The 23,250-nt window shown below is 63.5% G+C and carries 24 protein-coding genes; 15 read left to right on the plus strand and 9 right to left on the minus strand.

Features of this window, described 5'->3' with window-relative positions:
- Positions 1–29 precede the first annotated feature (29 nt).
- The 3 genes from L6D64_RS19645 to L6D64_RS19655 form a co-directional block, all read right to left on the minus strand.
- Positions 30–1,568, minus strand: coding sequence for an APC family permease (locus L6D64_RS19645; RefSeq protein ID WP_176508494.1), 1,539 nt, complete (start codon positions 1,566–1,568; stop codon positions 30–32).
- Positions 1,569–1,686: 118 nt separating this feature from the next.
- Positions 1,687–2,442 carry a gamma-glutamyl-gamma-aminobutyrate hydrolase family protein gene (locus L6D64_RS19650; RefSeq protein WP_176508495.1) on the minus strand — a complete coding sequence of 252 codons (756 nt, stop codon included), beginning with the start codon at positions 2,440–2,442 and terminating at the stop codon, positions 1,687–1,689.
- Positions 2,443–2,446: 4 nt separating this feature from the next.
- Positions 2,447–3,829 carry a glutamine synthetase family protein gene (locus L6D64_RS19655; RefSeq protein ID WP_176508496.1) on the minus strand — a complete coding sequence of 461 codons (1,383 nt, stop codon included), beginning with the start codon at positions 3,827–3,829 and terminating at the stop codon, positions 2,447–2,449.
- A 205-nt stretch (positions 3,830–4,034) separates the two neighbouring features.
- On the opposite strand from L6D64_RS19655, the gene L6D64_RS19660 reads away from it, so the two are divergent.
- The 5 genes from L6D64_RS19660 to L6D64_RS19680 all read left to right on the plus strand — a co-directional run bounded on the left by L6D64_RS19660 (position 4,035) and on the right by L6D64_RS19680 (position 8,729).
- Positions 4,035–4,907 (plus strand): LysR family transcriptional regulator, encoded by an 873-nt coding sequence (locus L6D64_RS19660; RefSeq protein WP_176508497.1) that lies wholly within the window; start codon positions 4,035–4,037, stop codon positions 4,905–4,907.
- Positions 4,908–5,110: 203 nt separating this feature from the next.
- The gene (rpoZ, locus tag L6D64_RS19665; RefSeq protein ID WP_016394025.1) at positions 5,111–5,374 is read left to right on the plus strand and encodes a DNA-directed RNA polymerase subunit omega; all 264 of its coding nucleotides are present in this window, start codon (positions 5,111–5,113) and stop codon (positions 5,372–5,374) included.
- A gap of 59 nt (positions 5,375–5,433) precedes the next feature.
- Positions 5,434–7,542: a bifunctional GTP diphosphokinase/guanosine-3',5'-bis pyrophosphate 3'-pyrophosphohydrolase gene (gene spoT, locus L6D64_RS19670; protein ID WP_176508498.1), complete on the plus strand. Its 2,109-nt coding sequence runs from the start codon at positions 5,434–5,436 to the stop codon at positions 7,540–7,542.
- Positions 7,543–7,565: 23 nt separating this feature from the next.
- The gene (locus tag L6D64_RS19675) at positions 7,566–7,946 is read left to right on the plus strand and encodes a RidA family protein (protein ID WP_145184357.1); all 381 of its coding nucleotides are present in this window, start codon (positions 7,566–7,568) and stop codon (positions 7,944–7,946) included.
- Between the two features lie 57 nt (positions 7,947–8,003).
- Positions 8,004–8,729: a hypothetical protein gene (locus tag L6D64_RS19680; protein ID WP_176508499.1), complete on the plus strand. Its 726-nt coding sequence runs from the start codon at positions 8,004–8,006 to the stop codon at positions 8,727–8,729.
- Positions 8,730–8,787: 58 nt separating this feature from the next.
- On the opposite strand, the gene L6D64_RS19685 is transcribed toward L6D64_RS19680, so the two are convergent.
- Entirely contained in the window at positions 8,788–9,645 is an 858-nt protein-coding gene (locus L6D64_RS19685; RefSeq protein ID WP_176508500.1) for an SDR family oxidoreductase, read from the minus strand.
- Positions 9,646–9,836: 191 nt separating this feature from the next.
- On the opposite strand from L6D64_RS19685, the gene exbB reads away from it, so the two are divergent.
- From exbB to L6D64_RS19715, 6 genes are all read left to right on the plus strand, one after another.
- Complete coding sequence (gene exbB / locus L6D64_RS19690) at positions 9,837–10,796, plus strand: tonB-system energizer ExbB (protein ID WP_176508501.1); 960 nt, start codon at positions 9,837–9,839, stop codon at positions 10,794–10,796.
- A 3-nt stretch (positions 10,797–10,799) separates the two neighbouring features.
- Positions 10,800–11,228 carry a TonB system transport protein ExbD gene (gene exbD, locus L6D64_RS19695; RefSeq protein ID WP_054884743.1) on the plus strand — a complete coding sequence of 143 codons (429 nt, stop codon included), beginning with the start codon at positions 10,800–10,802 and terminating at the stop codon, positions 11,226–11,228.
- Positions 11,225–11,959, plus strand: coding sequence for an energy transducer TonB (locus tag L6D64_RS19700; RefSeq protein WP_176508502.1), 735 nt, complete (start codon positions 11,225–11,227; stop codon positions 11,957–11,959). The genes exbD and L6D64_RS19700 overlap by 4 nt, the downstream gene beginning before the upstream one ends.
- A gap of 94 nt (positions 11,960–12,053) precedes the next feature.
- Positions 12,054–12,980 (plus strand): hydrogen peroxide-inducible genes activator, encoded by a 927-nt coding sequence (locus L6D64_RS19705; RefSeq protein ID WP_060507702.1) that lies wholly within the window; start codon positions 12,054–12,056, stop codon positions 12,978–12,980.
- A 3-nt stretch (positions 12,981–12,983) separates the two neighbouring features.
- Complete coding sequence (recG, locus tag L6D64_RS19710) at positions 12,984–15,062, plus strand: ATP-dependent DNA helicase RecG (RefSeq protein ID WP_176508503.1); 2,079 nt, start codon at positions 12,984–12,986, stop codon at positions 15,060–15,062.
- A 78-nt stretch (positions 15,063–15,140) separates the two neighbouring features.
- Positions 15,141–16,544, plus strand: a complete 1,404-nt coding sequence (locus tag L6D64_RS19715; protein WP_176508504.1) for an aminoacyl-tRNA deacylase and HDOD domain-containing protein — start codon at positions 15,141–15,143, stop codon at positions 16,542–16,544.
- Between the two features lie 108 nt (positions 16,545–16,652).
- On the opposite strand, the gene L6D64_RS19720 is transcribed toward L6D64_RS19715, so the two are convergent.
- The 4 genes from L6D64_RS19720 to L6D64_RS19735 all read right to left on the minus strand — a co-directional run bounded on the left by L6D64_RS19720 (position 16,653) and on the right by L6D64_RS19735 (position 18,987).
- Complete coding sequence (locus L6D64_RS19720; protein ID WP_060507705.1) at positions 16,653–17,027, minus strand: hypothetical protein; 375 nt, start codon at positions 17,025–17,027, stop codon at positions 16,653–16,655.
- 145 nt (positions 17,028–17,172) lie between these two features.
- Positions 17,173–17,469, minus strand: a complete 297-nt coding sequence (locus L6D64_RS19725; protein WP_176508505.1) for an HU family DNA-binding protein — start codon at positions 17,467–17,469, stop codon at positions 17,173–17,175.
- 186 nt (positions 17,470–17,655) lie between these two features.
- Positions 17,656–18,804 carry an NAD(P)/FAD-dependent oxidoreductase gene (locus L6D64_RS19730; RefSeq protein ID WP_176508506.1) on the minus strand — a complete coding sequence of 383 codons (1,149 nt, stop codon included), beginning with the start codon at positions 18,802–18,804 and terminating at the stop codon, positions 17,656–17,658.
- 15 nt (positions 18,805–18,819) lie between these two features.
- Positions 18,820–18,987, minus strand: coding sequence for a rubredoxin (locus tag L6D64_RS19735; protein ID WP_054884848.1), 168 nt, complete (start codon positions 18,985–18,987; stop codon positions 18,820–18,822).
- A gap of 112 nt (positions 18,988–19,099) precedes the next feature.
- Between L6D64_RS19735 and L6D64_RS19740 the strand changes: the two genes are divergently transcribed.
- Together L6D64_RS19740 and ubiA are read left to right on the plus strand one after the other, a co-directional pair.
- Positions 19,100–19,657 carry a chorismate--pyruvate lyase family protein gene (locus L6D64_RS19740; RefSeq protein WP_176508507.1) on the plus strand — a complete coding sequence of 186 codons (558 nt, stop codon included), beginning with the start codon at positions 19,100–19,102 and terminating at the stop codon, positions 19,655–19,657.
- Positions 19,657–20,547 (plus strand): 4-hydroxybenzoate octaprenyltransferase, encoded by an 891-nt coding sequence (gene ubiA / locus L6D64_RS19745; RefSeq protein ID WP_176508508.1) that lies wholly within the window; start codon positions 19,657–19,659, stop codon positions 20,545–20,547. Before L6D64_RS19740 ends, ubiA begins: the two co-directional genes overlap by 1 nt.
- A 58-nt stretch (positions 20,548–20,605) precedes the next feature.
- Here ubiA and L6D64_RS19750 read toward each other — a convergent pair whose 3' ends face one another.
- The gene (locus tag L6D64_RS19750; RefSeq protein WP_176508509.1) at positions 20,606–20,977 is read right to left on the minus strand and encodes a COG4315 family predicted lipoprotein; all 372 of its coding nucleotides are present in this window, start codon (positions 20,975–20,977) and stop codon (positions 20,606–20,608) included.
- A gap of 174 nt (positions 20,978–21,151) precedes the next feature.
- On the opposite strand from L6D64_RS19750, the gene phoB reads away from it, so the two are divergent.
- Both phoB and phoR read left to right on the plus strand, forming a co-directional pair.
- Positions 21,152–21,841, plus strand: coding sequence for a phosphate regulon transcriptional regulator PhoB (gene phoB, locus L6D64_RS19755; RefSeq protein WP_003253341.1), 690 nt, complete (start codon positions 21,152–21,154; stop codon positions 21,839–21,841).
- 48 nt (positions 21,842–21,889) lie between these two features.
- Positions 21,890–23,197, plus strand: a complete 1,308-nt coding sequence (phoR, locus tag L6D64_RS19760; protein ID WP_176508510.1) for a phosphate regulon sensor histidine kinase PhoR — start codon at positions 21,890–21,892, stop codon at positions 23,195–23,197.
- Positions 23,198–23,250 lie beyond the last annotated feature (53 nt).

The raw sequence follows: 23,250 nt of genomic DNA on the forward strand, positions 1-23,250 counted from the left end.
AAAGGGGCCGCTTTGCGGCCCCCCTTGCATCACTCCTGCAATGGCAGGGTAGCCTGCTGCCGCAGGGTCGCCCCCAGGAAGTAGGCCGGCGCACGCATCCGCGAAATCATCATCAGCACGATCCCCAGTGCCGAAATGATCGCCGCAATCACGAACACCAACCCCAGCCCCGCCACATGCGAGCCACTGCCGAAGTCCGGCGAGGCGCTGTCGATGGCCGTGCGCACGAAGATCACCGACAGGATCACCCCACCCACCAGCGGGCACAGGCCGCGCATGAAGAAGTGGCGCAGGCTGCCGAACAAGCTGTCGCGGAAGTACCAGACGCAGGCGAACGCGGTCAGCGAATAGTAGAAGCAGATCATCATCCCCAGCGCCGTGATGGTGTCAGCCAGCACGTTCTCGCTCAGGGTACGCATGGTCACGTAGAACAGCCCTGCCGCCACGCCTGCGCAGATGGTCGCGTAACGCGGGGTTTGCGAACGCGGGCAGACGCTGGCGAATTTCTGCGGCACCGCGCCGTAGTAGCCCATGGCCAACAGCGTGCGCGCCGGTGACACAAAGGTCGATTGCAGCGACGCTGCGGTGCTCGCCAGCACGGCGATCGACATCAGGATCGCCAGCGGCCCCATCACCGGGCCGGCGAGGTGGGCAAACACATTTTCCTGGATGCGCGGGTTGTTCAGGCCCAGGCCATGCTCGCTGATGCCGGCAAACTGCAGGGTGGCAATGGCGGTGACCAGGTACAGGCCAAGGATCAACAACACGGTCCAGGTGGCAGCCTTGCCCGGAACCTCGTCACTGCCGATCGACTCTTCGCTGACGGTAAGACAGACGTCCCAGCCCCAGAAAATGAAGATCGAAAGCGAAAGCCCCGCCGCAAAGGCCGAGAACGACTCGACACCGAACGGGTTGAACCAGGCGAAATCGAACTCCAGCGGCGGCGGTGCGGTGGTGCCGCCAAAGGCCGCAAAGGCAAAGCCGAGCAGTACCATCAGCTGCAGTGCCACCAACCCGTACTGCACGGTCATGGTGGTGGCCATGCCGCGACAACAGATCCACACCGCCATGGCGATGAACACGCAACAGGTGGTGACATTGATCAACAGGTTGTCGGCCAACGCTGCCAGCTCATGCTGGCCAGTGATCTGGCTGAGGAACAGATAGAAAAAGTCGACAGCAACGCCCGCCAGGTTGGACAGCACGATGGTTGTGGCAACCACCAACCCCCAGCCGCCGATCCAGCCGATCATCGGGCCAAAGGCACGGGCCGACCAGGTGAACGAAGTGCCACTGTCCGGCTCGGCCGAGTTCAGCTCGCGGTAGCCCAGGGCAACCAGCAGCATCGGCAAGAAGCCAACGATGAACACGGCGGGAAGATGAGCACCGACCTCACGCACGGTCGGGCCAAGGGCGCCGGTCAGCGTGTAGACCGGGGCAATGGTGGAAATGCCCAGCACTACGCTGGCCAGCAGGCCAAGACGGCCCTTGGCCAGGCCTTTGCTGCGCTGGGTGCTGCCCGAGTCGGCCACATCGGGTGGGCGGCCGGCTTCTGTGTAATTGCTCATGAGTTTTTGCCGTAACTATTGGAATTGTTTTCACAAGCCCTGTTCCCAGGGCCTGCTTCCACTCATTGAAAGCGCGCTGGCGGGGGTCAGTCATCCCGGACTTTTGGCTGACTGGCTGTCAGGCCTCCCGTGCAGCATGGGCAATGCAGGCCTCGCGGAACGCCTGGAACAGGCACCGGGAGACCGGGTTGTCGGCGAAACGCCATTCCGGGTGCCACTGCACACCAAGCACAAAGCCCGGCGCGTCAGGCATCGACACCGCTTCGATCAGGCCATCGGGGGCCCGTGCCTCGACCCGCAGGCCCGGGGCCAGGCGGTCGATACCCTGGCTGTGCAGCGAGTTGACCTCGAACTGCGCAGCCAGGCCCAGGCGCTCGAACAACCCACCAGGCGCAATGCTGACGGGATGACGAGGGCCATATTGGACTTCAAGAGGTGCATCCTCGGGTTCACGATGATCCATGTAGCCAGGCAACGCCTGCACACGCTGATGCAGGCTGCCACCCAGGGCCACGTTCAGTTCCTGAAAGCCACGGCAGATGCAGAACACCGGCACGCCAGCGGCAATCGCCGCCTGCAGCAACGGCAGGGTCAGCCGGTCACGGGCAAGGTCGTGCCGGGTCCCTTCGGCGCTGGCGGCGCCATTGTAATGATGCGGCTCGATATTTGAAGGCGAGCCCGTAAAAACAATGCCGTCGAGCCGGGCCAGCAGCGCCTGCGTGTCGCTGCCGCCGTCGCGCGCCGGCAGGATCAGTGGCAACCCGGCGAAGCCGGCGGCCTCCACATACTTGTCGCCCACCGTATGCGACGAGTTCTTCCCGACCTGCTGGCGGCAGGCACTGATACCGATCAAGGGGACCGCAATTGCGCTCATGGGCTTACACCGTGTGCAGGTACCAGTTGTACTCGAGGTCGGAAATCGAAACTTCGAATTCGGCCAGCTCACTTTCCTTGCAGGCCACGAAGATATCGATGTAGTCCGGGCTGATGTATTGGTTGAGGACTTCGCTGTCATCCAGCGCACGCAGGGCGTCACGCAGGTTGTTCGGCAGGCTCTGCTCCAGCTGTTCGTAGGCGTTGCCTTCGATCGGTGCACCCGGCTCGATCTTGCTGGTCAAGCCATGGTGGATACCGGCCAGGATGGCCGCCAGCATCAGGTATGGGTTGGCATCGGCGCCGGCCACGCGGTGCTCGATACGAACGTTCTCGCTGCTGTCGGTCGGTACGCGCACGGCCACGGTGCGGTTGTCCAGGCCCCAGCTCGGCGCATTCGGTACATAGAACTGCGCACCGAAGCGGCGGTAGGAGTTGATGTTCGGGCACAGGAAGGCCATCGACGCCGGCATGGTCTCCAGCACACCACCGATGGCGTGGCGCAGGGCGTCGCTTTGCAGCGGGTCGTCATGGGCAAAGATATTCTTGCCGGTTTTCTTGTCCAGCAGCGAGATGTGCACGTGCAGGCCGTTGCCCGCCTGGCCCGGGTAGGGCTTGGCCATGAACGTGGTGTCCATTTCATGGTCGTAGGCGACGTTCTTGATCAGGCGCTTGAGCAGGATTGCGTAGTCGCAGGCCTTCATCGGGTCGGCAACGTGGTGCAGGTTGACTTCGAACTGCGCCGGCGCGCTTTCCTTGACGATGGCATCGGCTGGCAGGCCTTGCTCCTTGGCCGCTTCGAGCATGTCCTGCAGGCAATCGGCGTATTCGTCGAGGTCGTCGATCAGGTACACCTGGGTCGACTGTGGGCGTTTGCCGGAAATCGGCGAGCGTGGCGGTTGCGGGCGACCGTTGAGGTTGTCCTGATCGATCAGGTAGAACTCCAGCTCGAACGCGGCGCAGATATCCAGGCCCATGGCGTCGAACTTGCTCACCACCTGGCGCAGCACCTCGCGCGGGTCGGCGAAGAACGGCTCGCCTTCCAGTTCGTGCATGGTCATCAGCAGCTGCGCGGTCGGGCGCTTTTGCCATGGCTCATTACAGAGCGTGCCGGCAATCGGGTAGCAGATGCGGTCGGCGTCGCCGATATCGAGGCCCAGGCCGGTGCTTTCCACGGTCGAGCCATTGATATCGAGGGCGAACAACGAGGCCGGCAGGTTGATACCTTTCTCGTACACTTTGTGCAGGCTGGCGCGCTCGATGCGCTTGCCGCGTACCACGCCGTTCATGTCGGAAATCAGCAGATCGACGTACTGCGTATCCGGATGGGCCTGAAGGAAGTCATTCATCTCGCTGGAAGTACTGGCGCACGGGGTGACCGACGTCATGGCTTACATCCTATGATTTGCTGCGGCGATGTGGGGATACGGCTGGCGCCTCACGGGCGACGATGGTTGCAGCTGTTGTTCTTTTCACTTTCCCATCGTGGGGATTGGTTACCCGACCGGGCGCATTGATTCCCGGGGGCCGTTTCACTATAAAATGGCCCTCATGCAACAGACATTGGCAATTCGGCAAGCAGAGCGTGCACCAATGCAATATCAGATTACCCACGCCGACCTTTCCCTGGTCCTGGCACTGGAACGCGGGCGCTCACTGGCCAAGGCCGCCGAACTGCTCAAGGTCGACGTGTCGACCGTGTTCCGCTCGATTCGCCGGCTGGAGTCGGCGCTGGGCACCGCGCTGTTCGTGAAAAGCCGCAAAGGCTACCTGCCGACCGACACGGCCCAGGCCCTGGCCGAGCAGGCAGAGCGCGCCGAGCAGGCGCTGGATGCCGCACGCATCGCCATGACCAGCGGCGAGCAAGTGGTCAGCGGCACCGTGCGCCTGACCTGCACCGAGGCGGTGATGCACAGCCTGCTGCTGCCGGCGCTGGCGGCGTTCATGCCGAACTACCCGGCGTTGTCGCTGGAGATGGGCACCTCGAACACCTTCGCCAACCTCAGCCGCCGCGATGCCGACATCGCCCTGCGCCTGACCAACACGCCGCCGGAGCACCTGGTCGGTCGTTGCCTGGGCTCCACATCTTATGTGATCTGCGGCCAGCCGCAGTGGCGCGAGCGCCTGAACGAGTCGGCCAGCAGCGTGCCGTGGATCGCCCCGGACGACTCGATGCAGGACCACCCTACCGTGGTCTGGCGCAACCAGCAGTACCCGGGGCTGAGCCCACGCTACCAGTGCAGCGGCATGTCGACCATCGCCCAGCTGGTGAGCACCGGACTGGGCGTGGCGGCCCTGCCGGATTATATGGTCGATGCCTTGCCAGGGGTCGACGCGTTGAGCGGGCCGCTGCCAGGCTGCGATACCCAGCTGTGGCTGCTGACCCGGCCGGATTGCCGGGCGTTGCGCTCGGTGCAGACCTTGTTCGAGGAGCTGACGCCGCGGTTGCGGGATGCGATGCTCTGAGGTTATCGTCAGGCACATGCATCGAGGGTGTCTGATGCGGCCCTTTCGCGGCTGAAGCCGCACCCACTGGGTAAGGTGATACTCAGGCCGACAAGGTAGCCGACAAAACAGCGCTTCCCTATTGGCTGGTGATTTTTTAAACTATCGAGTCCGCCTGCCCATATTGGGCTGCACGCCTACCGCATTTGCTACTGAGGAAGACCATGGCCCGCGTAACTGTTGAAGACTGTCTGGAACACGTGGATAACCGTTTTGAGCTGGTCATGCTCTCGACCAAGCGCGCCCGTCAGCTGGCTACCGGCGGCAAAGAGCCCCGCGTAGCGTGGGAAAACGACAAGCCGACCGTGGTCGCCCTGCGCGAAATCGCCGAAGGTATCGTGACCCCTGAGTTCATCGCCGCCGAAGAGATCGTCACCGAGGATCCGGTCTTCGCCGCGTTCGAGGACGAGTCCAACGAGGCTGTCTGATCGATGCCCTGTCGACGTCGCGCGGCACAAGGCCCTCTTCCTCGGCAAGAGGTGAAACCATGCCGGGCATAGAAGCCTTAGCCGAACGGCTGTCGACTTACCTGGGGCCCGAACAGGTCAACCTGGTCCGGCGCGCCTATTTCTACGCCGAACAGGCACACGACGGGCAACGCCGCCGCAGCGGCGAGCCCTACGTGACCCATCCGCTGGCCGTGGCCAGCATCCTCGCCGACATGCACATGGACCATCAGAGCCTGATGGCGGCCATGCTGCACGACGTGATCGAAGACACCGGCATCGCCAAGGAAGCGCTCTGCCAGCAGTTTGGCGAGACCGTGGCCGAGCTGGTCGACGGGGTCAGCAAGCTGACCCAGATGAACTTCGAAACCAAGGCCGAGGCGCAGGCCGAGAACTTCCAGAAGATGGCCATGGCCATGGCCCGCGACATCCGCGTGATCCTGGTCAAGCTGGCTGACCGCCTGCACAACATGCGCACCCTGGAAGTGCTGTCTGGCGAAAAACGCCGGCGCATCGCCAAGGAAACCCTCGAGATCTACGCCCCTATCGCCAACCGCCTGGGCATGCACACGGTGCGCGTGGAGTTCGAGGACCTCGGCTTCAAGGCCATGCACCCGATGCGTTCGTCGCTGATCCACCGGGCGGTGAAGAGCGCACGCGGCAACCGTAAAGAGATCGTCGCCAAGATCGAGCATTCGTTGGCCAATTGCCTGGCCGCCGACGGGATCGAGGGCGAGGTCAGCGGACGGCAGAAACACCTCTATGGCATCTACAAGAAGATGCGTGGCAAGCGCCGCGCCTTCAACGAAATCATGGACGTGTACGCCTTCCGCATCATCGTCGACAAGGTCGACACCTGCTACCGCGTGCTCGGCGCCGTGCATAACCTGTACAAGCCGCTGCCCGGTCGCTTCAAGGATTACATCGCAATTCCCAAGGCCAACGGCTACCAGTCGTTGCACACCACGTTGTTTGGCATGCATGGCGTGCCCATCGAAATCCAGATCCGCACCCGCGAGATGGAAGAGATGGCCAACAACGGTATCGCCGCGCACTGGCTGTACAAGTCCAACGAAGACGAGCAGCCCAAGGGCAGCCATGCCCGGGCGCGCCAGTGGGTCAAGGGCATCCTCGAGCTGCAGCAGCGTGCTGGCAACTCGCTGGAATTCATCGAGAGCGTGAAGATCGACCTGTTCCCGGACGAGGTCTACGTGTTCACGCCCAAAGGGCGGATCATGGAGCTGCCCAAAGGCTCCACCGCCGTCGATTTCGCCTACGCGGTGCACACCGACGTCGGCAACAGCTGCATCGCCTGCCGCATCAACCGACGCCTGGCACCGCTGTCCGAACCGCTGCAGAGCGGCTCGACGGTCGAGATCGTCAGCGCCCCGGGCGCACGGCCAAACCCGGCCTGGCTCAATTTCGTGGTCACCGGCAAGGCGCGCACGCACATTCGCCACGCGCTCAAGCAACAGCGCCGCTCCGAGTCGATCAGCCTCGGTGAGCGCCTGCTGAACAAGGTGCTGACCGGCTTCGACAGCAGCCTCGAGCAGATCCCCCAGGAACGTATCCAGGCAATCCTTGCCGAATATCGCCTGGAGCTGATCGAAGACCTGCTCGAAGACATCGGCCTGGGCAACCGCATGGCCTACGTGGTCGCGCGGCGCCTGCTGTCGGCAGAAGGCGAGCCACTGCCGGCGCCGGAAGGCCCACTGGCGATCCGCGGCACCGAAGGCCTGGTGCTGAGCTACGCCAAGTGCTGCACGCCAATCCCGGGGGACCCGATCGTTGGCCACTTGTCGGCAGGCAAAGGCATGGTCGTGCACCTGGAAAACTGCCGCAACATCAGCGAAATTCGCCACAACCCCGAGAAGTGCGTACAGCTTTCGTGGGCCAAGGACATCGCAGGCGAGTTCAACGTCGAGCTGCGTGTCGAGCTTGAACACCAGCGCGGCCTGATCGCCCTGCTGGCCAGCAGCGTCAACGCTGCCGACGGCAATATCGAGAAGATCAGCATGGACGAACGCGACGGCCGTATCAGCGTGGTCCAACTGGTGGTCAGCGTGCACGACCGTGTGCACCTGGCACGTGTGATCAAGAAGCTGCGTACCTTGACCGGCGTGGTCCGCATCACCCGCATGCGTACGTAGTCCGCCAACCGCAAGGAGTCATCATGAGCAAGACCGTCATCAACAGCGACAAGGCCCCTGCCGCTATCGGCACCTACTCCCAGGCGATCAAGGCCGGCAACACCGTCTACATGTCGGGCCAGATCCCGCTGGACCCCAAGACCATGGAACTGGTCGAAGGCTTCGAAGCCCAGACAGTACAGGTGTTCGAGAACCTCAAGGCCGTGGCTGAAGCGGCAGGCGGTTCGTTCAAGGACATCGTCAAGCTGAACATCTTCCTGACCGACCTGAGCCACTTCGCCAAGGTCAACGAGGTGATGGGCCGCTACTTCGAACAGCCATACCCAGCCCGCGCTGCCATCGGCGTTGCTGCACTGCCAAAAGGCGCCCAGGTCGAAATGGACGCCATCCTGGTCATCGACTGATGCCCCTGGTGACGGGCACCCCTGCCCGTCACCCATCCTCTGCAAGGTTATCCCGTCATGCGTCACGCATTGCCCCTCGCGCTGGCAGCCCTGCTTCTGGGCGGCTGCGCCAGCCACAAACCCGAAGATTTCAACGGCACCTGGATCAACCAGGCCGCCATCAAGGCCGCCAGCAAAGGCGGCAGCCTGCGCCAGGCACTGAACGAGCACGGCCCGGTGTTCGAGTGGAAGCTCGACGTTGCCAACCAGCGGGCCAGCTACAGCAATGGTTTCGAGGCGGCCGACGGCCAGCTGATCGCCAACCAGAAGCAATGGCAGGCCAGCTTCCAGGGCGGCCAGACCGAACAGCTCGAACTGGATGGCGATGAACTGAAAGCCACCACCCAGAGCGGTGCAGAGCAGACCTTCGTCCGTGTCCAGCAACCCGCCAACGCACCACTGGGCGGCAGCTTCGAGAAGGCGCTGTACCAGGCTTATCTGGGTGGCGACTGGAAGATCATCGAGGGCCAGGGCAAAGGCGGTACCGTCCGCTTCAGCGATACTGGCGACGTCACCGGCCTGCCAGGCCCGGACCGCTTCGCCCTTTGCCTGGCCGGCGACTGCGCCAGCATGGGTGGCAACAACGACAGCCTGTGGCTGGAGCGCAACCAGCGCGGCGCACCGTTCATCTTCAAGCGTGATGGCGACAAGATGGCGATCTTCCAGGCAGTGAACACTGCCCAGGCAGACGAGATTCCGCAATTGGCGGCCGGTACCCAACAGTGGGTGCTGGAGCGGGACTGAAGACCACCTTCAAGCCGGGCGCCCGCTCCTGCCAATAGGCACTGCGCAGGCTGATGGATCAGCCCTGGCCTGCCAGGATGGCCGCATAGCCTTGCTTGTAGCTCGGATACGCCGGCGCCCAGCCCAACGCCCGCACCCGGGCGTTGCTGCAACGCTTGCTGCCAGTACGGCGTACGCGCTGTTGATCAGACCACTCGGTAACCCCCATGTACTGCCGCAGCCAGGCCACCACATCGGCCAGGGGCGCCGGGTCGTCGTCGACGCCGATGTAGCACTGCTCCAGCGCCACGCCATCGGCGTCGGCCTGGAGCAGGAAGGCCATCAGGCTCGCAGCATCCTCGGCGTGAATCCGGTTGCCATACAGCGGCGGCTCCTCCGCCACCCGATAGCCCTGGCGCACCTGGCTCAGCAGCCACTCGCGACCCGGGCCATAGATGCCGGTCAGGCGAATCACGCTGGCAGGAATGCCGCTTGCCAGCGCCAGCCTTTCGGCCTCCAGCATCACCTTCCCGGAATAACCTTCAGGTTCGGTGGGCGCGGTTTCGTCGATCCATTCACCGTCCTTTTGCGCAAACACGCTGCTGCTGGAGACGAACAGCAAACGCCGCGGGCGCTGGCCGCGCTCGGCCAGCCACGCCAGCACATGGCGCAAACCATCGACGTAGGCGCTTCGGTAACCCGCCTCGTCATGCTGGCTGGCGGCGACGCAGTACACCAGGTAATCCGGTGAGCGCTGTGGCCATGCCTGTGGAATCGCAGGGTCGGACAGGTCGGCAGCAATGGCCGCTACGCCCTCGGGCAGCTGCGCGACCGAGCGGCGCAAACCACTGACTTGCCAGCCTTTGGCCAGCAGCTGGCGGGCCAAACGGCCGCCTACATCACCACATCCCACGATAACTGCGGAAAGGCCTGACATCATAAAACTCCCTAGACCAAAGGATCAGGCTAGCCGTATTACACGATAGGCGGCTAGACCGCGGGTGAAAAAAGCAACAAGATTACTTTTGTTAACAAGAATTACTTGCAATAATGGCACCCCTATCTGTTCTCGGCCTGTATCGAGGCCCTGGAGAACGCTCACTTTCTTCTTCATCAGGTCCGGCCAGCATGACACGTATTCAACTTTCCGCTTCGCCAACCCCGTCGCGCGCCTGGCGCGCCATCGCCGCGCTGCTGTTCAGCCTGGTGCTGGCCCCGGTAGCCATGGCCGATGAGCCTGCCGCCAACGCCGCCGCCCCGGCCGCTGCCACCGCACCAGCCACCCCGGCATCCGCTGCGGCAGAAGGCCAGGCCGCCACCCCGGTCGCAGCACCTGCTTCCGCCGACCCGGCCGTGCAGGAACTGGTTGAAGACACCTCGCTGGGCATGGCCCATGACTTGTCCCCATGGGGCATGTACAAGAACGCGGATATCGTCGTCAAAGCCGTGATGATCGGCCTGGCCATCGCTTCGATCATCACCTGGACCATCTGGATCGCCAAGGGCTTCGAGTTGATGGGCGCCAAGCGCCGCCTGCGTGGCGAGATCGCCGCCTTGAAGAAGTCGGTGAGCCTGAAAGAGGCCAGCACCGTCGCCAATACTGAAGGCACCCTGGCCCATACCCTGGTCCACGATGCCCTCGAAGAGATGCGCCTGTCGGCCAATGCCCGCGAGAAAGAAGGCATCAAGGAGCGCGTCAGCTTCCGCCTGGAGCGCCTGGTAGCTGCCAGCGGCCGCACCATGAGCAGCGGCACCGGCGTACTCGCCACCATCGGCTCCACCGCGCCGTTCGTTGGGCTGTTCGGTACCGTGTGGGGCATCATGAACAGCTTCATCGGCATCGCCAAGACCCAGACCACCAACCTGGCCGTCGTCGCCCCAGGCATCGCCGAGGCTCTGCTGGCCACCGCACTGGGCCTGGTTGCAGCGATCCCGGCCGTGGTCATCTACAACGTCTTCGCCCGCTCCATCGCCGGCTACAAGGCGCAGGTGTCCGACGCCTCCGCCCAGGTACTGCTGCTGGTCAGCCGTGACCTGGACCATCAGGGCAGCGACCGCGCCGCCCCGCACATGGTGAAAGTGGGGTAAACCATGGGCCTGCATCTCAACGAAGGTGGCGACGACCTCGCCGAAAACCACGAAATCAACGTTACGCCGTTCATCGACGTGATGCTGGTGCTGCTGATCATCTTCATGGTCGCAGCCCCGTTGGCCACGGTCGACATCAAGGTCGACCTGCCGGCCTCGACCGCCAAGCCGGCACCGAGGCCTGAAAAACCCGTGTTCGTCAGCGTCAAGGCCGACCAGAAGCTGTATGTCGGCGACGATCAGGTCCCTGCCCCGGAACAGCTTGGCCCGATGCTCGACGCCAAGACCAAGGGCGACAAGGAAACCACCATCTTCTTCCAGGCCGACAAGGGCGTGGATTACGGTGACCTGATGGAAGTGATGAACAACATGCGCGCGGCCGGCTACCTCAAGGTCGGTCTGGTAGGTCTCGAGACGGCAGCCAAGAAATGACGAAAACGCGCTCAAACGTGGCGCGCTACGGTGGCAGCCTGGCGATCGTGCTGGGCGTGCATGCGGTCGCCGTGCTGCTGACGCTCAACTGGTCAGTGCCCCAGGCCATCGAGCTGCCGCCGGCAGCCATGATGGTCGAGCTGGCACCACTGCCCGAACCCGCGCCGCCGCCACCACCGAAAGCCGCCCCACAGCCGCCGGCGCCGGTCGAAGAACCGCCGCTGCCAAAGCTGGCCGAGGCACCGAAACCGAAGATCGCCATCGCCAAGCCGCCCAAGCCGAAGCCCAAGCCTCAGCCACCGAAGCCTGAGAAGAAGCCTGAGCCGCCAAAAGATGAGCCACCGGCCAAAGAACAGGTAGCTGACACACCGCCAAGCAACACGCCACCGCAGAAGTCGGCGGCACCGGCGCCAAGCATCGCCTCAAACAGCCAGGCACTGCCAACCTGGCAGAGCGACCTGCTGCGCCACCTGGCGAAGTACAAGCGCTACCCGGAGGACGCTCGCCGCCGAGGCCTGCAAGGCATCAACCGCCTGCGCTTCGTGGTCGACGCCGAAGGCAAGGTGGTGTCCTACTCCATGGCAGGCGGCTCCGGCAGCGCGGCCCTGGACCGGGCGACCCTGGAAATGATCCGCCGCGCCGGTACGGTACCGAAGCCGCCAGCCGAGCTGCTGACCAATGGCACGATCGAAGTCGTGGCACCGTTCGTCTATTCGCTGGACCGTCGCTGATAGTTTTGTTTCTGTCACAAATCGGCAAGTCTGATAACGTGCGTCTATCGATTGCAGCCGCTATGCTGGGGCCGCAACTTCATGGACGCACGTTATGACCCTCACAGAATTACGCTACATCGTCACGCTCGCCCAGGAGCAGCACTTCGGCCATGCTGCCGAGCGCTGCCACGTCAGCCAGCCGACCCTGTCGGTCGGCGTGAAAAAGCTTGAGGACGAGCTTGGCGTGCTGATCTTCGAGCGCAGCAAAAGTGCGGTGCGCCTGACCCCGGTCGGCGAAAGCATCGTGGCCCAGGCGCAGAAGGTACTGGAGCAGGCCCAGGGCATTCGCGAGCTGGCCCAGGCCGGCAAGAACCAGCTGACCGCCCCGCTCAAGGTCGGCGCCATCTATACCGTTGGCCCGTACCTGTTCCCGCACCTGATTCCACAGCTGCACCGGGTTGCGCCGCAGATGCCGCTGTACATCGAAGAAAACTTCACCCACGTGCTGCGCGAGAAGCTGCGCAACGGCGAACTGGACGCGGTGATCATTGCCCTGCCGTTCAACGAAGCGGACGTGTTGACCCTGCCACTGTACGACGAGCCGTTCTGTGCCTTGATGCCAGCCGACCACCCCTGGACGGCGAAAAAGACCATCGACACTGCAATGCTCAACGACAAGAGCCTGCTGCTGCTCGGCGAGGGCCACTGCTTCCGCGACCAGGTGCTGGAAGCCTGCCCGACACTGAACAAAGGTGGCGAAGGCTCCAGGCACACCACGGTCGAGTCCAGCTCGCTGGAAACCATCCGCCACATGGTCGCTTCCGGCCTGGGGGTTTCCATCCTGCCGCTGTCGGCCGTACATAGCCATCATTATGCGCCCGGCGTCATCGAAGTGCGTCCGCTCACCCCGCCTGCGCCATTCCGTACCGTCGCCATCGCCTGGCGCGCCAGCTTCCCGCGGCCGAAGGCGATCGAGATCCTTGCCGACTCGATCCGCCTCTGCTCGGTGGCCAAGCCGCCTGTGGAACAACCGGCCTGATCCATGACTGAGCTGTCGAAGGTTTCGGTCACCGCGCTCAAGGGCGTCGGCGATGCCATGGCGGAGAAGCTCGCCAAGGTCGGCCTGGAGAACCTGCAGGATGTGCTGTTTCACCTGCCCCTGCGCTATCAGGACCGTACCCGTGTGGTGCCGATCGGCCAGTTGCGCCCGGGCCAGGATGCGGTGATCGAGGGTGTGGTCAGCGGTGCCGACGTGACCATGGGCAAGCGTCGCAGCCTGGTGGTGCGCCTGGGTGACGGCACAGGCGTGTTGAGCCTGCGCTTCTACCACTTCAGCAATGCGCAGAAGGAAGGCCTCAAGCGCGGCACCCACCTGCGTTGCTACGGCGAAGCCCGCCCCGGCGCCTCGGGCCTGGAGATCTACCACCCCGAGTACCGTGCACTGAATGGCGACGAGCCGCCACCACCGGTCGAACAGACCCTGACGCCGATCTACCCGTCCACCGAAGGCCTTACCCAACAGCGCCTGCGCGCGCTCTGCCAACAGAGCCTGGGCATGCTCGGGCCGCGCAGCCTGCCCGACTGGCTGCCCGACGAGCTGGCCCGCGACTACCACCTGGCACCGCTGGACGATGCCATCCGCTACCTGCACAACCCGCCAGCCGACGCCGACCTCGACGAGCTCGCCGAAGGCCAGCACTGGGCGCAGCACCGCCTGGCCTTCGAAGAGCTGCTGACCCACCAGCTGTCACAACAGCGCCTGCGCGAGAGCCTGCGCAGCTTGCGTGCACCGGTACTGCCCAAGGCCAGGCGGCTGCAGGCGCAGTACCTGGCCAATCTCGGTTTCCAGCCGACCGGGGCACAGCAACGGGTGGCCAACGAAATCGCCTATGACCTCAGCCAGCACGAACCCATGATGCGCCTGGTGCAGGGCGACGTCGGCGCCGGCAAGACGGTGGTCGCCGCCCTTGCCGCACTGCAGGCCCTGGAAGCTGGCTACCAGGTGGCGCTGATGGCGCCTACCGAGATCCTTGCCGAGCAGCACTACATCACCTTCAAGCGCTGGCTCGAGCCTCTGGGTATCGAAGTCGCCTGGCTGGCCGGCAAGCTCAAGGGCAAGGCCCGCGCCAGCGCCCTTGAACAGATCGCCGGCGGCGCGCCAATGGTGGTCGGCACCCACGCGCTGTTCCAGGAAGAGGTTCGTTTCAAGCACCTGGCCTTGGCGATCATCGACGAACAGCACCGCTTCGGCGTGCAGCAACGTCTGGCCCTGCGCATGAAAGGCGTGGCCGGCGAGCTGTGCCCGCACCAGCTGATCATGACCGCCACGCCGATCCCGCGCACCCTGGCCATGAGTGCCTATGCCGACCTCGATACCTCGGTACTCGACGAACTGCCACCCGGGCGCACGCCGGTGAATACCGTGCTGGTCGCCGACAGCCGCCGCTTCGAAGTGGTCGAGCGGGTCCGCGCCGCCTGCGCCGAGGGGCGCCAGGCCTACTGGGTGTGCACGCTGATCGAGGAATCCGAAGAGCTGACCTGCCAGGCGGCCGAAAGCACGTTCGAAGAGCTTGGCAGTGCACTCGGCGAATTGCGCGTAGGCCTGATCCATGGCCGCATGAAACCGGCAGAAAAGGCCGAGGTCATGGCCGAGTTCAAGCAAGGCAACCTGCAACTGCTGGTCGCCACCACGGTGATCGAGGTCGGCGTAGACGTGCCCAACGCCAGCCTGATGATCATCGAAAACCCCGAGCGCCTGGGCCTGGCCCAGTTGCACCAGCTGCGTGGCCGGGTTGGCCGGGGCAGCGCGGTGAGCCACTGCGTGCTGCTGTATCACCCGCCGCTGTCGCAGATTGGCCGCGAACGCCTGGGGATCATGCGGGAAACCAATGATGGCTTCATCATCGCCGAGAAAGACCTGGAATTGCGCGGGCCGGGCGAAATGCTCGGCACTCGGCAAACCGGCCTGCTGCAGTTCAAGGTCGCCGACCTTATGCGCGACGCCGACTTGCTGCCGGCGGTGCGCGACGCGGCCCAGGCGTTGCTGGCGCGCTGGCCCGACCATGTCAGCCCGCTGCTCGACCGCTGGCTGCGCCACGGTCAACAATATGGGCAGGTGTGACGCCCGTCCCAGAATGGATCCAGCTTTGCCAACAGGCTGGTTATACTTCGCGTTTAAGAGAACGAATGGATACAGACCATGACTGAAGTTGCCCTGGACACTGCAACCCCGCACGCACCGTCTGTAATCCGGCTGTTGCTCGAAAAACTGCACGTTGCCTTTGAAGAGGTGGCGGAACATCCAGCACTGCCGGCCGCGTCTCGGGTGCAGGCGATCCTGCTCGATGACGAGATTGGCGCCCTGCTGGTGCTGTTCCCGCAGAGCAAGCTCCTGGACCTCAACCGCCTCGAAGAGCTGACCGGTCGCAAGCTCAAGGCCGTGCCGTTGCCACGCCTCAGGCAGATGCTCGACAAGCACAAGCTCAAGGCCCTGCCGGCCATTCCGGCCCTGACCAGCTCGCCTTGCCTGTACGAAGGCAAACTGCTCGACGCCGAACACCTGTTCATCCAGTCCGGCGAAGCCGGCCTGCTGCTCAAGATTCACCGTAATGACTTCAAGCGCATGCTCGCCAAGGCCAGCGCCGGCAGTTTCGGCCAGCCCGTGCGCGACATCCGCCCCAACCTCGATCGCCCGGATGACGATTCCAGGGAAATCACCCTGGCGGTCCAGGCCTTCACGGCCCGGCGCATCCAGAAGCGCCTGGAAGAAACCATCGAGATCCCGCCACTGGCCGATACGGCGCAAAAGATCATCAAGCTGCGGGTCGACCCCAATGCCAGCATCGATGACATCACCGGCGTGGTCGAAACCGACCCTGCGCTGGCCGCCCAGGTGGTCAGCTGGGCCGCTTCGCCCTACTACGCCTCACCCGGCAAGATCCGTTCGGTGGAAGACGCCATCGTCCGCGTCCTGGGCTTCGACCTGGTAATCAACCTGGCACTCGGCCTGGCGCTGGGCAAAACCCTGAGCCTGCCCAAGGACCATCCGCAGCAGGCCACGCCGTACTGGCAGCAGTCGATCTACACCGCGGCCATCATCGAAGGCCTGACCCGCGCCATGCCACGTGCCGAGCGTCCGGAGGCTGGCCTGACCTACCTGGCGGGGCTGCTGCACAACTTCGGCTACCTGCTGCTGGCGCACGTGTTCCCGCCGCATTTCTCGCTGATCTGCCGCCACCTCGAGGTCAACCCGCACCTGTGCCACACCTACGTGGAACAACACCTGCTGGGCATCAGCCGCGAGCAGATCGGCGCCTGGCTGATGAAGCTGTGGGACATGCCCGAAGAGCTGTCGACCGCGCTGCGTTTCCAGCATGATCCGACGTATGACGGCGAGTTTTCGGCCTACCCGAACCTGGTGTGCCTGGCGACCCGACTGCTGCGCTCGCGGGGCATCGGCTCGGGGCCTCAGGAGCAGATTCCCGAGGAACTGCTGGAGCGTGTGGGGATCACCCGGGACAAGGCGGAGGATGTAGTGAACAAGGTGCTCGAAGCCGAGGCTTTGCTGCGCGACCTGGCGTCGCAGCTCAACGCCCCGCATTGAAGCTATCGGAGATCGCTGTGGGAGCGGGTTTACCCGCGAATGCCAGGCTGAATCTGCAGACGCATTCGCGGGTAAACCCGCTCCCACAGGATCTGACTCAGCCTTTCTTCAGCTTTTCTTCTTCGGTTTCAGGTACTTCATCAGCCCTTGGAACCACATCACCAGCGCCGGATTGCCCTTGATCTGGATGTTCTTGTCCTGGATGCCCTGCATGAACGCCAGCTGCTTGTTGCCCGCCTGCATCGTGGCAAAGCCGTAGGCGGCGTCCTTGAAGGCGATGGCGAAGGCCGGCTGCGGATGGCTGCCGCCCTTGCTGCTGATGCGCTCACCGCTGACGATGAAGTGCCGCGCTACCTTGCCGTCCAGCGTCTGCATCTGGAACACCAGGTCTTTGTCCTTGAGTTGCTGCTGAAACGCCGGGTTGTTGCGGCTGGCCCTGGCCATCAGCAGCCCCATGGCCCAGAGAAGAAAGCGAAACTTCATCAACGCGCCTCGAATAAAAAATGACTGAAGCGCGCAGTTTATCCTTTTCCGCGACTGGTTACGCTAGTTCGCGACACTTAGCCTCCAGCATGCATAACGGGCGCCCTGAGGCGCCCGCTTGATGACTCTGGAGGTCAGCAGTCGATCACTTTTTCTTGGCTGGCTTGACCGGGGTGTTGACGCTGTCGCGCAGGTTCTTGCCAGGCTTGAAGGCAACGGTGTTGCTGGCCTTGATCTTCACCGGTTGGCCGGTTTGCGGGTTCTTGCCAGTGCGGGCACCACGATGACGTTTTTCGAAGGTACCGAAACCGACCAGGGTAACCGTGTCCTTGTCCAGGGCACCGGTGATGCTGTCGAGAATGGCGTTCAGCACCTGGTTGGCTTTTTCCTTGGTCAGGTCAGCCTTTTCGGCAATGACAGCGGCGAGTTCTGGTTTACGCATAGTGAAGCCTCTTTGACGGGATTTCTTGTTGTTATGCCGTGCTGCCATGAAGCAGCGTTCAAGGCACCGCAGGCTCTAATCTGCGGCAGACGGAACTGAGAATGGCACGCCCACCGAGGCCGCGCCAGTATCTGGACGGCCATTGTGCTGGCAACAACAGGATAAATCCGACAGAACGCCCGCTATTTACGCCATGAGAGCGGGCAGCTGCCGATTCAGCGCAAGTTTTTCCATGACGGCGCTCCCAGTCAGGGCATAGCCGAGCAACTGGCCGTCGGCGGCATGGCAGAGCAATTTCAGATCGCTACCCTGCCCTTCGACCTGCCAATTGCCTTCACGGCCCGCGGGCGGCGGTGATACCACCAGCGGGCAGGCCGGGGTTTTCACGGTGATCGGCATCGGCCCGTAGCTGACCTGGGTCGGGTTACCGGCCAGGGTCTGTGCCAAGGCACGAGCGCAGGCCATCAACGGCATCACATACAGCAGGTTGATGCCGTCGACTTCGGCACAGTCGCCAAGGGCGAAGATGTTGCTGTGCGAAGTGCGCAGGTGACGGTCCACTACCACGCCGCGGTTGGTCTGCAAGCCGGCAGCAGCGGCAAGGTCGGTACGCGGGCGCAGGCCGATGGCCGAGACCACCAGGTCGCAGATGATCACTTGTCCATCGGACAGGTGCGCCTCAAGCCCCTCTCCTGCCTGCTGCAGACGGGTCAGCACCGGGCCGAGGTGGAAGCGTACGCCCAGCCCTTGCAGGCCGGCCTGCACGGCAGCGGCGGCAGCCGGATGCAACAAGGTCGGCATCACCTGCTCGCAAGGCGCTACCACATCGACCTCGAAGCCGCCCAAGCGCATGTCGTTGGCAAACTCGCACCCGATCAGGCCGGCGCCAAGAATCAGCACTCGCTGCTTGCCCGCCGCCGCAGCACGGAAGCGCGCATAGTCTTCAAGGTCGTTGATCGGGAATATCCGCCCGGTACCATTACCTTCGACTGGCACCTGAACGGTCTGCGCCCCCCAGGCCAGCACCAGGTCGCGATACTCGATCGCTTCTTCCCCGACCCACAGCCGCTTGTGGCCCGGGTCGATACCGCTGATGCGAGTATGGGTGCGGATCTCGGCCTTGAGCTGTTCGGCCATCGTGCCAGGTTCAGCCATGCACAGGCCATCGGCGTCCTTCTGCTTGGCAAAGCCCGTGGAGAGCATGGGCTTGGAGTAGGACCGGCCATCATCGGCGGTAATCAGCAGCAGCGGCGTGTCACCATCGAGCTTGCGAAATTCACGTGCCAGGTTATAGCCGGCCAGGCCGGTACCGATAATTACCACGGGGGACGTCATGCGCTGCCTTCCTTTTTAGCCGATGGCGATCATTTCGAAGTCGCTCTTGCCCACACCGCAGTCAGGGCACAGCCAGTCTGCCGGTACGTCTTCCCAGCGGGTACCAGGCGGGATGCCGTCATCCGGCCAGCCTTCGGCTTCGTCATAGATCAGGCCACAGACAATACACTGCCACTTTTTCATCAGGTCATTTCCTCGGTGTCGATCAGGCTTTGTCGTAGCCAGGCATTATGCAAGCACTCAGGGCAATCATGCTAAGCTCGCCGCCTCTCTGGCTGTAATCAAGCATACCGACGTGTCGTACGAATCCCCGCAAGCAGCCGCTGTCGCGTGGCTGCCGTATTCACAGCTGGCCACTGAAATCGACCAGCCAACCCTGGACTGGCTGTTCGACGAAGGCTCCCTGACTCGCCGCCTCACCCAGCTGTCCCAGGGCCACTTCAGCGTCACCCCCCTGTTCGAAGGCTGGCAACCGCTGCGCGAAGACGAATGCGTGGCCCTGAACCTTGCGCCAGGTGCCGAAGGCTGGGTGCGCGAGGTGTTCCTGCGCGGGCATGGCCAACCTTGGGTGTTTGCCCGCAGCGTGGCCAGCCGCAGCGCCCTGGAACGCGGCGGGCTGGACCTGGAAACCCTGGGTAGCCGTTCGCTGGGCGAATTGCTGTTCTGCGACCAGGCATTCATCCGCCACCCGATCGAGGCGTGCCGTTATCCACAAGGCTGGCTGCCAGCCGATGCCGCGCAAGCTGGGCTCTGGGGGCGCCGCTCACGCTTCGCCCGTAACGGCCTCGACCTGCTGGTGGCCGAGGTTTTCCTGCCTACACTGTGGCAAGCGGCCAAGGAGGAGAACCGCTGATGTACCTGCACCTGCTCAAGTCGCTCAACCGCCTGCACCCCCGGGCCTGGGACTTTGTCCAGCTCAGCCGCATGGATCGGCCGATCGGCATCTATCTGCTGTTGTGGCCGACCCTGTCAGCGGTATGGATCGCCGGGCACGGCTCGCCGACCCTGGCCAACGTGCTGATCTTCGGCCTGGGCGTGGTGCTGATGCGCGCCGCAGGTTGCTGCATCAACGACTTCGCCGACCGCAAGGTCGATGGCCATGTCAAACGCACCGCCGACCGCCCGCTGGCCAGCGGCCGGGTCACGTCGCGCGAGGCGCTGGCATTGTTCGCCATCCTCGTCGGCGTGAGCTTCCTGCTGGTGCTGTGCACCAACAGCCGGACCGTTTGGCTATCGTTCGGCGCGGTGGCGCTGGCGTTCTGCTACCCATTCATGAAGCGCTACACCTATTACCCGCAGGTGGTGCTGGGTGCCGCGTATTCCTGGGGCATTCCCATGGCCTTTACCGCGGCCGGTGGCGAGTTGCCCGCCAGTGCCTGGCTGCTGTACATCGCCAACCTGCTGTGGACGGTGGGTTACGACACCTACTACGCCATGGTCGATCGCGACGACGACCTGAAGATCGGGGTGAAATCGACCGCGATCCTGTTCGGCGACGCGGACCGGGCGATCATCCTGACCTTGCAGCTGCTGTCGCTGGGCTGCCTGCTGCTGGCGGGCAGCCGCTTCGAGCTGGGTGGCTGGTTCCACCTGGGGTTGCTGGGGGCGGCGGCGTGCTTTGCCTGGGAATACTGGTCGACACGCAAGCTTGACCGCGAATCGTGCTTCAAGGCGTTCCTGCACAATCACTGGGCCGGGTTGCTGGTGTTCGTCGGGGTGGTGCTGGATTACGCCCTGCGCTGAGGTTCAGCGTAAATGTGGGAGCGGGTTTACCCGCTCCCACAGAGTCAGGAGGCCAGCTTTACGGCTTGGCGACGTGCCAGACATCCTTCATGCCGTCACCGGTCATGTCACCGGCTTTCTTGTCCTTGACGAAGGTGTATAGCGGCTTGCCGTCATAGGCCCACTGCATTGAACCGTCGTCGCGCGTGACATGGGTCCACTTGTCTTTCGGGGCTTCATCCTCTTTCTTGACCATCAATGGTGGCCAATTCTTGGCACAATCACCATTGCACATCGACTTGCCGCCGGCATCCTTGTCGAACGTGTACAGCGTCATGCCATTGTGGTCGACCCACATGCCGTCTTTCTCCATGGCATGGTGGGCGGAAGCCACCCCCGGCAGCGCCAGTGCAGCGAAAAGGGCCATCCAGCTCAGCGTATGTCGTGTCATTGGAATCACCATGAATTCGGGGATGGATTGCATTCTGTTTACCGCCACGGCGGCCCTGTGAAGCCTAGCCCAGTCATGGAATGTCGCCAGAACGGCCAACACCCTGTCACACAGCTGCAATAATTCCGTTATCTAATGCGGGCCAAGACACGATTCCCGGGAGAGGTTTTGAGCATGGTTGGCAGAAACATTCTGATCGTCGACGACGAAGCACCGATTCGCGAGATGATCGCCGTTGCCTTGGAAATGGCCGGCTATGACTGCCTGGAAGCCGAGAACTCCCAGCAAGCCCACGCGATCATCGTCGACCGCAAACCGGACCTGATCCTGCTCGACTGGATGCTGCCCGGCACCTCCGGCATCGAGCTGGCACGCCGCCTCAAGCGCGACGAACTGACCGGCGACATCCCGATCATCATGCTCACCGCCAAGGGCGAAGAGGACAACAAGATCCAGGGCCTGGAAGTCGGCGCCGACGACTACATCACCAAGCCGTTCTCGCCGCGTGAGCTGGTAGCCCGGCTGAAGGCCGTGCTGCGTCGCACGGGCCCAAGCGACAGTGAAGCGCCGATCGAAGTCGGCGGCCTGCTGCTCGACCCGATCAGCCACCGCGTGACCATCGACGGCAAGCCGGCCGAGATGGGCCCTACCGAATACCGCCTGCTGCAGTTCTTCATGACTCACCAGGAACGCGCCTATACCCGTGGCCAGCTGCTCGACCAAGTGTGGGGCGGCAACGTGTATGTCGAGGAGCGCACCGTCGACGTGCACATCCGTCGCCTGCGCAAGGCACTGGGTGAGGCCTACGAAAATCTGGTACAAACCGTCCGGGGCACTGGCTACCGCTTCTCGACCAAGAGCTGAGCGAGCCGACAAGCGCCAAGCTGCACGTCGTTGTACAAGGACCGTCAATTGAACCAGAACTGGCACGCGACCCTGATTCGCCACCTGTTGCTGCTGATCACTGTCTGCCTGATCGGCGGCCTGGTCAGCGGCTATTACGGCTGGAGCCTGGCCATCGGCCTGGCGCTCTATCTGGGCTGGACACTCAAGCAGCTGTTGCGCCTGCATGACTGGCTGCGCAACCATCAGCCCGACGAAGCACCGCCCGATGGCTACGGCCTGTGGGGTGAGGTGTTCGACAGCATCTACCACCTGCAACGCCGCGACCAGCGCGTGCGCGGGCGCCTGCAGGCGGTGATCGACCGGGTACAGGAGTCCACTGCGGCGCTGCGCGATGCGGTGATCATGCTCGACAGCGATGGCAACCTGGAGTGGTGGAACCGTGCCGCCGAGACGTTGCTGGGCTTCAAGACCCCACAGGACGGCGGCCAGCCGGTCACCAACCTGGTACGCCACCCGCGCTTCAAGGAATACTTCGAGGCGCAGAACTACGTCGAACCGCTGGAAATCCCCTCGCCGATCAACGACCGCCTGCGCGTACAGCTGCACATCACCCGCTACGGCAACAATGAGCACCTGATGCTGGTGCGCGATGTCACCCGCATCCATCAGCTGGAGCAGATGCGCAAGGATTTCGTTGCCAACGTCTCCCACGAGCTACGCACACCGCTGACGGTGATCACCGGCTACCTGGAAACCCTGCTGGACAACGTCGAGGACGTCAACCCGCGCTGGGCCCGGGCGCTGCAGCAGATGACCCAGCAAGGCTCGCGCATGCAGACCCTGCTCAACGACCTGCTGCTGTTGGCCAAGCTGGAAGCCACCGATTACCCGTCGGATAACCAGCCGGTGGCGGTCGATGTCCTGCTCACTGCGATCAAGCAGGATGCCCAGGCTCTGTCCGGGCCACGTAATCAGAAAATCACCCTGGAAGCTGCGCCAGGCCTGCGCCTGAAGGGCAGCGAGTCGGAACTGCGCAGCGCCTTCTCCAACCTGGTGTTCAACGCCGTGAAGTACACCCAGGATGAAGGCACCATCCGCATCCGCTGGTGGGCTGACGAGCACGGCGCGCACCTGTCGGTGCAGGATTCCGGGGTAGGTATCGACGCCAAGCACCTGCCGCGGCTGACCGAGCGCTTCTACCGGGTCGACTCCAGCCGTGCGTCGAATACTGGCGGCACTGGCCTGGGGCTGGCGATCGTCAAGCACGTGCTGATGCGCCATCGCGGCAAGCTGGAAATCAGCAGCGTGCCGGGGCATGGCAGTACCTTCACCTGTCATTTCGGGCCGGCACAATTGGCCAACGGCAAAGCCTGAGGTACCGGGGGCTGCTTTGCAGCCCTTTGCTTTTGCTGCCCCAGCCGCTACAT

It is taken from the genome of Pseudomonas urethralis (assembly GCF_021602465.1).
Lineage (GTDB): Bacteria > Pseudomonadota > Gammaproteobacteria > Pseudomonadales > Pseudomonadaceae > Aquipseudomonas > Aquipseudomonas vlassakiae.